General features: G+C 72.3%; 11 protein-coding genes and 1 pseudogene. 11 read left to right on the top strand and 1 reads right to left on the bottom strand.

All coding sequences use genetic code 11. From position 1 onward, the window contains the following. Positions 1–6 precede the first annotated feature (6 nt). The 5 genes from ABZ172_RS16050 (at position 7) to ABZ172_RS16030 (ending at position 4,911) form a co-directional block, all read left to right on the top strand. Positions 7–366, top strand: coding sequence for a YraN family protein (locus ABZ172_RS16050; RefSeq protein WP_356884336.1), 360 nt, complete (start codon positions 7–9; stop codon positions 364–366). Further along, complete coding sequence (locus ABZ172_RS16045; protein ID WP_356884335.1) at positions 366–1,988, top strand: YifB family Mg chelatase-like AAA ATPase; 1,623 nt, start codon at positions 366–368, stop codon at positions 1,986–1,988. Before ABZ172_RS16050 ends, ABZ172_RS16045 begins: the two co-directional genes overlap by 1 nt. Next, positions 1,985–3,157: a DNA-processing protein DprA gene (gene dprA / locus ABZ172_RS16040; RefSeq protein WP_356884334.1), complete on the top strand. Its 1,173-nt coding sequence runs from the start codon at positions 1,985–1,987 to the stop codon at positions 3,155–3,157. The genes ABZ172_RS16045 and dprA overlap by 4 nt, the downstream gene beginning before the upstream one ends. A 262-nt stretch (positions 3,158–3,419) precedes the next feature. Next, complete coding sequence (whiG, locus tag ABZ172_RS16035) at positions 3,420–4,256, top strand: RNA polymerase sigma factor WhiG (protein ID WP_356884333.1); 837 nt, start codon at positions 3,420–3,422, stop codon at positions 4,254–4,256. 97 nt (positions 4,257–4,353) lie between these two features. Beyond that, entirely contained in the window at positions 4,354–4,911 is a 558-nt protein-coding gene (locus tag ABZ172_RS16030; RefSeq protein ID WP_356884358.1) for a helix-turn-helix domain-containing protein, read from the top strand. 328 nt (positions 4,912–5,239) lie between these two features. Here ABZ172_RS16030 and ABZ172_RS16025 read toward each other — a convergent pair. Next, a pseudogene (locus tag ABZ172_RS16025) lies at positions 5,240–5,935 on the bottom strand (M23 family metallopeptidase); the annotation flags it as partial. 374 nt (positions 5,936–6,309) lie between these two features. Here ABZ172_RS16025 and rpsB point away from each other — a divergent pair. From rpsB to rlmN, 6 genes are all read left to right on the top strand, one after another. Then, positions 6,310–7,239: a 30S ribosomal protein S2 gene (gene rpsB / locus ABZ172_RS16020; protein WP_356884332.1), complete on the top strand. Its 930-nt coding sequence runs from the start codon at positions 6,310–6,312 to the stop codon at positions 7,237–7,239. Between the two features lie 102 nt (positions 7,240–7,341). Beyond that, on the top strand, positions 7,342–8,178 hold the full coding sequence (gene tsf, locus ABZ172_RS16015) for a translation elongation factor Ts (protein ID WP_356884331.1): 837 nt from the start codon (positions 7,342–7,344) through the stop codon (positions 8,176–8,178). A gap of 158 nt (positions 8,179–8,336) precedes the next feature. Further along, positions 8,337–9,113, top strand: coding sequence for a UMP kinase (gene pyrH, locus ABZ172_RS16010; protein ID WP_356884330.1), 777 nt, complete (start codon positions 8,337–8,339; stop codon positions 9,111–9,113). Between the two features lie 115 nt (positions 9,114–9,228). Beyond that, positions 9,229–9,786, top strand: coding sequence for a ribosome recycling factor (frr, locus tag ABZ172_RS16005; protein ID WP_356884329.1), 558 nt, complete (start codon positions 9,229–9,231; stop codon positions 9,784–9,786). Continuing rightward, entirely contained in the window at positions 9,786–10,871 is a 1,086-nt protein-coding gene (locus ABZ172_RS16000; RefSeq protein ID WP_356884328.1) for a phosphatidate cytidylyltransferase, read from the top strand. The genes frr and ABZ172_RS16000 overlap by 1 nt, the downstream gene beginning before the upstream one ends. 380 nt (positions 10,872–11,251) lie before the next feature. Continuing rightward, positions 11,252–12,358 carry a 23S rRNA (adenine(2503)-C(2))-methyltransferase RlmN gene (gene rlmN / locus ABZ172_RS15995; protein ID WP_356884327.1) on the top strand — a complete coding sequence of 369 codons (1,107 nt, stop codon included), beginning with the start codon at positions 11,252–11,254 and terminating at the stop codon, positions 12,356–12,358. The last annotated feature ends 67 nt before the right edge of the window (positions 12,359–12,425 follow it).

Raw genomic sequence — 12,425 nt, 5'->3', positions numbered from 1 at the left:
GCCGACATGAACGCACGGGGGGCACTCGGGCGGTACGGCGAGGATCTGGCCGCACGGCTGCTGGCGGCAGCCGGTATGACCGTGCTGGAGCGCAACTGGCGCTGTCGCGCGGGAGAGATCGACATCGTCGCCAGAGACGGCGACGCGATGGTCTTCTGCGAGGTGAAAGCCCGCAGGGAGGGCTCTTTCGAGCACCCGATGCAGGCCGTCACACCCGTCAAGGCCGACCGGCTCCGCAGGCTGGCCGGCCTCTGGCTCGACGGCCACGGCGGGCCGCCGCCGGGCGGCGCCCGGATCGATCTGGTCGGGGTGCTGGTGCCCCGGCGGGGCGCCCCGGTCGTCGAGCATGTGCGGGGGGTGGCCTGATGGGGTTCGCGCGGGCCTGCTCGGTGGCGCTGGTCGGCGTCGAGGGCGTGGTGGTGGAGGTCCAGGCCGACCTGGAGCCGGGGGTGGCGGCGTTCACGCTCGTGGGCCTTCCGGACAAGAGCCTGGTGGAGAGCCGGGACCGGGTCAGGGCCGCGGTCGTCAATTCCGGCGCCGAGTGGCCGCAGAAGAAGCTCACGGTGGGCCTGTCCCCGGCCTCCGTGCCCAAGAGCGGTTCGGGATTCGACCTCGCGGTGGCGTGCGCGATCCTCGGGGCGGCCGAGCGGATCGACCCCGCCGCCATCGCCGACGTGGTGATGATCGGGGAGCTCGGCCTCGACGGCAGGGTACGCCCGGTGCGCGGGGTGCTGCCCGCGGTGCTCGCGGCGGCGGAGGCCGGATACCGGCACGTCGTCGTCCCGGAGCAGACCGCGGGGGAGGCCGCCCTCGTCCCCGGGGTCTCGGTGCTCGGGGTGCGCAGCCTGCGCCAGCTGATCGCCGTCCTCGGCGACGAACCGGTGCCCGAGGAACCGGACACCGACCGCGGCCGCCCCGACACGATGCTCGCCGGGCTGATGGTGCCGGGCGCCGGCCTGGGCACGGGGCTGACACCCCCGTCCGCCGTCGGCTCGGGGCACCGCCCCGACCTGGCCGACGTCGCGGGCCAGGCCCGGGCGCGCACGGCCCTGGAGGTGGCCGCCGCGGGAGGACACCACCTGCTGCTCTCCGGGCCGCCGGGGGCGGGGAAGACCATGCTGGCCGAGCGGCTCACGGCGATCCTGCCGCCGCTGTCCCGGCAGGAGTCCCTGGAGGTGACGGCCGTCCACTCCGTCGCGGGGATCCTCCCGCCGGGCGAACCGCTGATCGGTGCGGCGCCGTACTGCGCGCCCCACCACTCGGCGACGATGCAGTCGCTGATCGGCGGGGGGAACGGCCTGCCCAGGCCGGGGGCGGTGTCGCTGGCGCACCGGGGCGTCCTCTTCCTGGACGAGGCGCCCGAATTCTCGGTGCGGGCCCTGGACGCGCTGCGCCAGCCCCTGGAGTCCGGACACGTGGTGGTGGCGCGGGCGGCCGGCGTCGTCCGGCTGCCCGCGCGCTTCCTGATGGTCCTGGCCGCGAACCCCTGCCCCTGCGGCCGGCACACCCTGGCCGGTGCGGGGTGCGAATGCCCGCCCTCCGCGGTCCGCCGCTACCAGGCGCGGCTGTCGGGCCCGCTGCTCGACCGGGTGGACCTGCGGGTCGAGGTCGAGCCGGTCGGCAGGGCCGACCTCATGGGGGGCGGCGGGCGCGGCGAGTCCTCGGCCGAGGTGGCCGCACGGGTTCTGGAGGCCAGGGGCCGCGCGGCGGAACGGCTCGCGGGCACCCCGTGGACGACCAACAGTGAAGTGCCCGGTCACGAGCTGCGCAGACGGCTGGTCGCCGCCCCGGGAGCCCTGATGGCCGCCGAGCGCGACATGGAGCGCGGTGTCCTGACGGCCCGCGGCCTCGACCGGGTCCTGCGTGTGGCGTGGACCGTGGCGGACCTCAGGGGCGCCGACCGTCCGGACGCCTCGGACGTCGCGGTCGCGCTGGAGCTGCGTACGGGCATCCAGCGGGGGGTTCCGCTGCGGGCCGGTGCCCTGTGAGCGCCCCGCCGCCCGGCGGGGAGCGGGAGCGGCTGGCGCGTGCGGCCCTGACCCGGGTCTTCGAGCCGGGGGACGAGCGTGGCGGCCGCTGGATCCGCGAGCTCGGGCCCGTCGAGCTGATGCGCCGTCTCACCGGTGTGGACGGCCCCGGGCGGGCGATCGAGGGGATGACGCCGACGAGGCTCGCCGGGTACCGGCTGCGGGCGTCGAGCGCCGACCCCGGGAGGGACCTCGCGGAGGCGGCCGCGGCCGGCGGACGGTTCGTCTGCCCCGGTGACCGGGAGTGGCCCAGCCAGCTCGACGACCTGGGCGACGCGCGGCCCATCGGCCTCTGGGCGCGCGGCCGGTCCGACCTGCGCCTCTGGGCACTGCGCTCGGTCGCCCTGGTCGGCGCCCGGGCATGCACCCCGTACGGCGCGCACATGGCCGCGACGCTCGCCGCCGGCCTGGCCGAGCGGGGCTGGGTGGTCGTCTCCGGCGCCGCGTTCGGGGTGGACGGCGCCGCCCACCGCGGGGCGCTGGCCGCGGGCGGGGCGACCATGGCGGTGCTGGCCTGCGGGGTGGACGTCGCCTACCCGCGGGGGCACGCCGAGCTGATCGGACGCATCGCCGAACAGGGCGTCGTCCTGGGGGAACTGCCGCCCTCGGAGCATCCGACACGCACCAGGTTCATCCTGCGGAACAGAGTGATCGCGGCTCTCACACGGGGCACCGTGGTGGTGGAGGCCGAATACCGCAGCGGTTCACTGGTCACCGCACGGAACGCACAGCGCCTGGGGCGCTTCACGATGGGGGTTCCTGGCCCGGCCACCAGCGGCCTCTCGGCCGGGGTGCACGAACTCCTCCGCGGTGAGGGGACCCTGGTCACCGATGCGGCCGAAATCGTCGAGCTCGTGGGGGAGATGGGCGAGCTCGCCCCGGCCCGGAGGGGCCGCGTCCTGCCGACGGACGCGCTCGGCACCGCCGCTCTCCAGGTGCTGGACGCCCTCCCGGCGACGGGGGTGGCGGGCGGCCGGGAGGTGGCCCGGAGGGCAGCGGTGTCCACGGATGAAGCCCTCGGGCGGTTGTACGAACTCCACTCACTGGGGTTCGTCGAACGCGAGGGCGACGGATGGAGGTTGACGCCCGGACGCACATGCAATGGGGACGCGCGGCGAGGCGGTGCTTGATCCGGAGCATTCGGGTGAAAAGGTGATGCCGACGACCTCGGCAGTGCCCGGTCAGGCTCTGGGGAGGTGGTGCGAGCGGTGGTGATCCCCGTCGTCGGACCCGTCGAAAGACGAGGGTACGACGGCGTATCGGCACCGTCATCGCACCGTGCACCCCCCTCGTCCTGCGCGCAACGCAACACCTCAGTCACGCTACGCTCACAAGGAATCCGCCCCAGAGACACGTCCCCGCACGTCACGGCAGAACGGCTCAAGGCACCACATGCCCCAGCACACCTCCGGGTCTGACCGCGCGGCAGTACCACCGGCTGCGCGTGGCACTGTGCGCCCTCCCGCCCCCTCCTCGCTCGACGAGTTGTGGCGTTCGTACAAGACCACCGGCGACGGGCGGCTGCGCGAGCAGCTGATCCTGCACTACTCGCCCCTGGTGAAATACGTCGCCGGCCGGGTCAGCGTGGGGCTGCCGTCCAACGTGGAACAGGCGGACTTCGTCTCGTCCGGTGTCTTCGGGCTGATCGACGCCATCGAGAAGTTCGACATCGAGCGCGCCATCAAGTTCGAGACCTACGCGATCACCAGGATCCGCGGCGCGATGATCGACGAACTCCGGGCGCTGGACTGGATCCCCCGGTCCGTGCGGCAGAAGGCGCGCAACGTCGAGCGCGCCTACGCGACGCTGGAGGCGCGGTTCCGGCGCACCCCGTCGGAGGCCGAGGTGGCCTCGGAGATGGGCATCGCGCTGGAGGAACTCCACTCGGTCTTCAGTCAGTTGTCACTCGCCAACGTGGTGGCGCTGGAGGAGCTGCTGCACGTCGGCGGTGAGGGCGGCGACCGGCTGAGCCTGATGGACACCCTGGAGGACACCGCCGCCGACAATCCGGTCGAGGTCGCCGAGGACCGCGAGCTCAGACGGCTGCTCGCACGCGCCATCAACACCCTTCCCGACCGGGAGAAGACCGTGGTCACGCTCTACTACTACGAGGGCCTCACCCTCGCCGAGATCGGCAACGTCCTCGGCGTGACGGAGAGCCGGGTCAGTCAGATCCACACCAAGTCGGTGCTCCAGCTCCGCGCGAAGCTGGCCGACGCGGGACGCTGAGCCGCGGCGGTTCCGGACGACCGGACACGGACGCGGCCCCTCTCGCGGACCTGCTCCGCCGTAGAGTGGGCGGGTGCCCAGGATTCGAGCGGCCTCCGTGGCCGAGCACCGGACCATGCAGCGCGGCGCCCTCCTGGACGCCGCGCGCTCCCTGCTGTCCGAGGGCGGTACGGAGGCGCTGACCTTCCCCGCCCTCGCCGAGCGCACCGGCCTCGCGAGGTCGTCCGTCTACGAGTACTTCCGCTCCCGCGCAGCCGTCGTCGAGGAGCTGTGCGCCGTCGACTTCCCCGTCTGGGCCGCCGAGGTCGAGAACGCGATGGACCGGGCCGGTACGCCCGAGGCCAAGATCGAGGCCTATGTGCGACGGCAGCTCGATCTGGTCGGGGACCGGCGGCACCGGGCCGTGGTGGCCATCTCCGCCAGCGAGCTGGACGCCGGCGCGCGCGAGAAGATCCGCGCCGCGCACGGCGGGCTCATCGCGATGATCGTCGAGGCCCTCGCCGACCTGGGCCACACCGAGCCCAGGCTCGCGGCCATGCTGCTGCAGGGCTCCGTGGACGCAGCCGTGCGCAGGATCGAGCTGGGCGCGGCGGAGGAGCCGGGCACCGTCGCGGACACGGCCGTCGCCATGATCCTGCGCGGCGTTCGGGGCTGAGCGGCTCGGGGCGCGCGCGTGCCCGGACGCGGTGCGCCGGTCCTGTCTGCGGCCGCGTCGCGGAGCCGCCCGCGCCCGGGAGTGCTGCGTCGGCCGCTGCCTGCCGATGCCGCGCGAAGGTGCCTGGCTCGGGGAACGCCGTGTCGGCCCCTGCCTGCGGCCGAGTCGCGGAGGCGCCCGCGCCCGGGAACGCTGGGTCGGCCCCTGCCTGCGGAAGCCGTGTGAAGGCGCCCGCGCGGGGGAGTGCTGCGTCGGCCACTGTCCCCGGGACCGACCCGTCATCCGGGACCGACGTGTCATCCGGGACCGATGTGTCGGGCTCTGTCTCCGGGAGCGGTACGCCGAGGACCGGCAGCAGCCGGGACGGGCCCCGTCGCAGCAGTGACGGGGGCAGCAGCGACAGCGGGTCGAGGTAGACCTCCCCGCGCCGCAGGCCCCAGTGCAGGCAGCCCGAGGAGCAGTGGGACGGCTCGGACCCGACCACGCCCACCACCTGCCCCGCGGTCACCCGGTCGCCCTTGCCGACCTGCGGCCGCACCGGCTCGTAGGTGAAGCGGAGGGGAGGCTCCCCGCTCGCGGCCACATCGACGGACACCACCCCGCGTCCCGCCACCGGCCCCGCGAAGGCGACCCGGCCCGAGGCCGCCGCCAGCACCGGGGTGCCCGGTGGCGCGGCCAGATCGGCTCCGCGGTGGCCCGGCCCGTAGGGGCCGGTGGGCGGCTCCCAGCCCCGCACGACCAGGGGCCGGGTCCTGCCGCCGATCGGCCAGACGCGGTCGCCCGGCGGCGCGGGTTCCTGCCCCGGCTGATACGTGGCCGAGGCCCGCGCCCGTGTCCGTACCCGCGCGGGTACGGACATCGACGCCGGGGGCCCGGCGTGTGCAGCCGCCCCGGGGGCGGCCCGGTCCGGCGGTGCTGCCTGCGCCTCCACGGAGATGCCTTCCGGTACGGCTGTGAGCAGCGCGGCGGTCGGTCCCGGCAGGGCTGCGAGCAGTGCGGCCAGCAGTGCGGCCGCCAGGGGCAGCGCCCGCGGGGCGGCCTGGCGGGGGCCGGGTGTGGGAGGTGCGGCCGGGCGGGCGCGGAGGGGCCGGCCGACGGTCGTTCCAGGGGAGCGGCACATGAAGGGAACGATCTCCCGGAGGCCGCCTGCGCGGGGATCATGGCCGGGATCTGTGGACGGCCGGGCGGTTGTGGACATCGCCGTCACCCGGCACCCGGCGGGTCCCGTACACTTCTTCTGGCGATCCGGGTCACCGGGTCGACTTCGCACGCCCCTCCACCTCCCTCTCAGCGGACGGTGGCCGCGCTCCTCGGTCCCTTGTGGCACGGCGCGTCGGGGCGTCAGGCGCGACAGCAATCCTGCGGTCGCGGCAACCGAGAAACCCTAGGAGTACGGCCATGGCCGTCGTCACGATGCGGGAGCTGCTGGAAAGCGGCGTCCACTTCGGTCACCAGACCCGTCGCTGGAACCCGAAGATGAAGCGCTTCATCTTCACCGAGCGCAACGGCATCTACATCATCGACCTGCTCCAGTCGCTGTCGTACATCGACCGCGCCTACGAGTTCGTCAAGGAGACCGTCGCGCACGGCGGCTCCATCATGTTCGTGGGTACGAAGAAGCAGGCCCAGGAGGCCATCGCCGAGCAGGCGACGCGCGTCGGCATGCCGTACGTCAACCAGCGTTGGCTCGGCGGCATGCTCACCAACTTCTCCACCGTCTACAAGCGCCTTCAGCGTCTGAAGGAGCTGGAGCTCATCGACTTCGAGGACGTGGCCGCCTCCGGCCTCACCAAGAAGGAGCTCCTGGTCCTCTCGCGCGAGAAGGCCAAGCTGGAGAAGACCCTCGGTGGTATCCGCGAGATGCAGAAGGTGCCGAGCGCCGTCTGGATCGTCGACACCAAGAAGGAGCACATCGCCGTCGGTGAGGCGCGCAAGCTCCACATCCCGGTCGTCGCGATCCTCGACACCAACTGCGACCCCGACGAGGTCGACTACAAGATCCCGGGCAACGACGACGCGATCCGCTCCGTCACCCTGCTCACCCGCGTGATCGCCGACGCCGTCGCCGAGGGCCTCATCGCCCGTTCCGGTGCCGCCACCGGTGACTCGAAGCCGGGCGAGAAGGCCGCCGGCGAGCCCCTCGCCGAGTGGGAGCGCGACCTGCTCGCGGGCGACAAGAAGGCTGACGCCGAGGGCGCCGCAGAGGCCCCCGCCGCCGAGGCCCCCGCCGAGACCGAGAAGGCCGCCGACGCCGAGCCGGCCGCCCCCGCCGCCGAGAAGGACGAGGCCGCCGCCGAGGCTCCGGCCGCTGACGCCGAGCAGGCCTGACACCCGTCAGTCACGGCTGAATGACGGCGGGGGCCGGTGCGACAGCACCGCCCCCGCCGTTCACCCGTAGATCTTTCAGACTTCGAGAGAGAACACAGACTCATGGCGAACTACACCGCCGCTGACGTCAAGAAGCTCCGCGAGCTCACCGGCGCCGGCATGATGGACTGCAAGAAGGCGCTCGACGAGGCCGACGGCAACGTCGACGGCGCCGTCGAGGCGCTCCGCATCAAGGGCCAGAAGGGCGTCGCCAAGCGCGAGGGCCGTTCCGCCGAGAACGGCGCCGTCGTCTCCCTCATCTCCGAGGACAAGACGTCCGGCGTCCTGCTCGAGCTGAAGTGCGAGACGGACTTCGTCGCCAAGGGTGACAAGTTCCAGGCCGTCGCCAACGCGCTGGCCGCGCACGTCGCTGCCACCTCCCCGGCCGACATCGAGGCGCTCCTCGCCTCGGAGATCGAGGCCGGCAAGACCGTCCAGGCGTACGTGGACGAGGCCAACGCCAACCTCGGCGAGAAGATCGTCCTGGACCGCTTCGCGCAGTTCACCGGCGGTTACGTGGCTGCGTACATGCACCGCACGATGCCCGACCTCCCGCCGCAGGTCGGCGTCCTCGTCCAGCTGGACAAGGAGAACGCCGAGGTCGCCAAGGATGTCGCGCAGCACATCGCCGCCTTCGCCCCGAAGTACCTCAACCGCGACGAGGTCCCGGCCGAGACGGTCGAGAACGAGCGCCGCGTCGCCGAGGCCACCTCGCGCGAGGAGGGCAAGCCCGAGGCCGCCCTCCCGAAGATCGTCGAGGGTCGCGTCAACGGCTTCTTCAAGGAGGTCGTCGTTCTCGAGCAGGCCTTCGCGAAGGACAACAAGAAGTCCGTCCAGAAGGTCCTGGACGAGGCCGGTGTCAGCCTGACCCGCTTCGCGCGGATCAAGGTCGGCATCTGAGTCCGTCCGCGAACAACGGTGGACCCCGATAGGGTCTGGTGCAGTCGTCGGCCGCACTCAGCCGTACGACCGCAGATCTGACGAGGAGGCCATTGCCGCGGAGGGACGACAGACCCACCGGCAATGGCCTCCTTCGTATGTGCACGAGGAGAATCTCCATGAACAAGGGCGCGGACGCCACACAGGGTGACCACAAGCGCGACGACGACACGATTTCCGGGCGCTTCATGCTGAAGCTGTCCGGCGAGGCCTTCGCCGGTGGCGGGGGCCTCGGCGTCGATCCCGACGTCGTGCACGCCATCGCCCGCGAGATCGCCGCGGTCGTGCGCGACGGCGCGGAGATCGCGGTCGTCATCGGCGGCGGGAACTTCTTCCGTGGCGCCGAGCTCCAGCAGCGCGGCATGGACCGGGCGCGGTCCGACTACATGGGCATGCTCGGCACGGTCATGAACTGCCTGGCGCTGCAGGACTTCCTGGAGAAGGAGGGCATCGACTCGCGCGTCCAGACCGCCATCACCATGGGCCAGGTCGCGGAGCCGTACATCCCGCTCCGCGCCGTACGGCACCTGGAGAAGGGGCGCGTCGTGATCTTCGGTGCCGGCATGGGGATGCCGTACTTCTCCACCGACACGACCGCGGCCCAGCGCGCCCTGGAGATCGACGCCGAGGCGCTGCTGATGGGGAAGAACGGCGTGGACGGGGTCTACGACTCCGACCCGAAGGCCAACCCCGACGCGGTGAAGTTCGACGCCCTGGAGTACGGCGAGGTGATCGCCCGCGACCTCAAGGTCGCCGACGCCACCGCCATCACGCTCTGCCGCGACAACCAGCTCCCCATCCTCGTCTTCGAGCTGACCACGGAGGGCAATATCGCCCGCGCGGTGAAGGGTGAGAAGATCGGCACGCTGGTGAGCGACCGGAGCACCCGGGCCTGACGGCCCACAGGATGGACAACGGCCTGCCGGTCGGACACCGTGCAGGTGAGGACGCGACGCAGGATCCGCAGGACCCGACGATGCCGGGTCCGCTCAAGACACGCAGGAGCACGTGGTGATCGAAGAATTCCTCCTCGAGGCCGAGGAGAAGATGGAGAAGGCCGTCGTGGTCGCGAAAGAGGACTTCGCCGCGATCCGGACCGGCCGTGCGCATCCGGCGATGTTCAACAAGATCGTCGCCGACTACTACGGCGCGCTGACCCCGATCAACCAGCTGGCCTCGTTCTCGGTCCCCGAGCCGCGCATGGCCGTGGTGACCCCGTTCGACAAGACCGCGCTGCGCAACATCGAGCAGGCGATCCGCGACTCCGACCTCGGCGTCAACCCGAGCAACGACGGCAACATCATCCGTGTGACGTTCCCCGAGCTCACGCAGGACCGCCGCAAGGAGTACATCAAGGTCGCCAAGACCAAGGCCGAGGACTCCAAGATCTCGATCCGCTCCATCCGCCGCAAGGCCAAGGAGTCGCTCGACAAGCTCGTCAAGGACAAGGAGTCCGGCGAGGACGAGGTCCGCCGTGCGGAGAAGGAGCTCGACGAGACCACCGCGAAGTACGTCGCGCAGGTGGACGAGCTGCTCAAGCACAAGGAAGCCGAGCTGCTCGAAGTCTGATGAACGACTCTTCCCGGGGTGCCCCACAGGGAGCCGGCTACTGGAGCGCGCCCGAGATGAGGGCCGCTCCGGCGGGTCCTGCATACAATGTGCACGGCGCCCAGCAGACTCGGCCCATGCCCATCGTGCCGGACGTTCCTGACGCAGGTAGAGACGCTGACGACCGCGACGACCGGAACGGGGGCGCCGCGCGTGTCAGCGGCCCCCTGTTCCGTGACGAGAAGCCGCAGGAGCCCATGCCGACCCCGATGCCACCCCCGCCGCAGAAGAAGCGCGCGGGGCGTGACCTCCGTGCCGCCATAGGTGTCGGTGTCGGTCTCGGCGCCCTCGTCGTCGGTTCCCTCTTCATCGTCAAGGCCGTCTTCGTCGGCGTGGTCGCGCTGGCGGTCGTGGTCGGCCTCTGGGAGCTCACCTCCCGCCTCAAGGAGCGCAAGGGCATCGATGCCCCCCTCGTGCCCCTCGCCGTGGGCGGCGCAGCGATGGTGGTCGCCGGCTACGTGCGGGAGGCGGAGGGCGCCTGGGTCGCCATGGCCTTCACGGCGCTCGCGGTGCTCGTGTGGCGCATGACGCAGCCCCCCGAGGGCTACCTCAAGGACGTCACGGCGGGCGTCTTCGCGGTGTTCTACGTCCCGTTCCTGGCCACGTTCGTCACGATGATGCTCACCGCGGACGACGGTGCCTGGCGTGTGCTCACCTTCCTGCTGCTGACCGTGGTCAGCGACACCGGCGCGTACGCCGTCGGCTGGCGCTTCGGCACCCACAAGCTGGCCCCCCGCATCAGTCCCGGGAAGACCCGCGAGGGCCTCTTCGGCGCGGTCGGCTTCGCGATGGTGGCCGGCGCGCTCTGCATGGAGTTTCTGATCGACGGCGGGACCTGGTGGCAGGGCCTGCTGATGGGCCTCGCGGTCGCCGCCAGCGCCACGCTGGGTGACCTGGGCGAGTCCATGATCAAGCGGGACCTCGGGATCAAGGACATGGGCACACTGCTGCCCGGCCACGGCGGCATCATGGACCGGCTCGACTCGCTCCTGCCGAGCGCGCCGGTCGTCTGGCTGCTGCTGGTGGTGTTCGTGGGATCCGGCTGACGGACGGCCGGATCCGCGTACGGGGGCCGTCGCCCGGGGCGACGGCCCCCACCGCTGTCCCCACCGCTGTCCCCACCGCTGTCCCCACCGCTGTCCCCACCGCTGTCCCCACCGCTGTCCCCACCGCTGTCCCCACCGCTGTCCCCACCGGGCGCACCCAGGGCTCACCGGCCCGGGCCCTTCCCGGGCCGTCGCCGGGCCGGTGCCGGTCGCACCCGGACCGTGTACGGGCCATGTCACGAGCCCGCTCCGGCCCGTCTCCGGTCCCGGCCGAGTCCGGGCCGGTGGAAGGCCTCCGGGTGCCGGCCTGCGGCGCTCCCGTCCGCCCGGTCCCTCGGCGGCCCGGGGCACCTCGGCGTGTCTGCGACACTGGATGAACCATGCCTAAGCCCGGAGAACTCACTTTCGTCGCGCCCCGTGGAGCCAAGCGGCCGCCGCGGCACCTCGCCGACCTCACGCCCGACGAGCGCAAGGAAGCAGTCGCCGCGACCGGCGAGAAGCCCTTCCGCGCCAAGCAGCTGTCGCAGCACTACTTCACGCGGTACGCGCACGATCCGGCGGAGTGGACCAACATCCCGGCCGCCTCGCGCGAGAAGCTCGCCGAGGCGATGTTCCCCGAGCTGATGTCCGTCGTGCGGCACATCAGCTGCGACGACGACACCACCCGCAAGACGCTGTGGAAGCTGCACGACGGCACCCTCGTCGAGTCGGTCCTCATGCGCTATCCGGACCGGGTGACGATGTGCATCTCGTCCCAGGCGGGCTGCGGGATGAACTGCCCGTTCTGCGCGACCGGGCAGGCCGGGCTCGACCGCAACCTGTCGACCGCCGAGATCGTGCACCAGATCGTGGACGGCATGCGGGCGCTGCGCGACGGCGAGGTCCCGGGCGGGCCGGCGCGGCTCTCCAACATCGTCTTCATGGGCATGGGCGAGCCGCTGGCCAACTACAAGCGGGTGGTCGGGGCCATCCGCCGGCTGACGGATCCGGAACCGGACGGCCTGGGGCTCTCGCAGCGCGGGATCACGGTGTCCACGGTCGGTCTGGTGCCGGCGATGCTGCGCTTCGCGGACGAGGGCTTCAAGTGCCGTCTCGCGGTCTCGCTGCACGCGCCGGACGACGAACTGCGCGACACCCTCGTGCCCGTGAACACCCGCTGGAAGGTCCGGGAGGTCCTGGACGCGGCATGGGAGTACGCGGAGAAGTCGGGCCGCCGCATCTCCATCGAGTACGCGCTGATCCGCGACATCAACGACCAGGCGTGGCGGGGCGACCGGCTGGGCCGGCTGCTCAAGGGCAAGCGGGTGCACGTCAACCTCATCCCGCTGAACCCGACCCCGGGCTCCAAGTGGACCGCCTCGCGCCCCGAGGACGAGAAGGCGTTCGTGGAGGCCATCGCGGCCCACGGGGTGCCGGTCACGGTCCGGGACACCCGCGGCCAGGAGATCGACGGGGCCTGCGGGCAGCTGGCCGCCTCCGAGCGCTGAGACGCCGCGGCACGGCGACGGCGGGTTCCGGCCCGCAGCCGACGCACCGGACAGCCCCGGCGGCCGG

This window comes from Streptomyces sp. NPDC006296 (assembly GCF_040613235.1).
In the GTDB taxonomy this organism is placed as follows: domain Bacteria; phylum Actinomycetota; class Actinomycetes; order Streptomycetales; family Streptomycetaceae; genus Streptomyces.
Note: the sequence above shows the minus strand (reverse complement) of the source record. Positions and strands in the feature narration are given on the sequence as shown.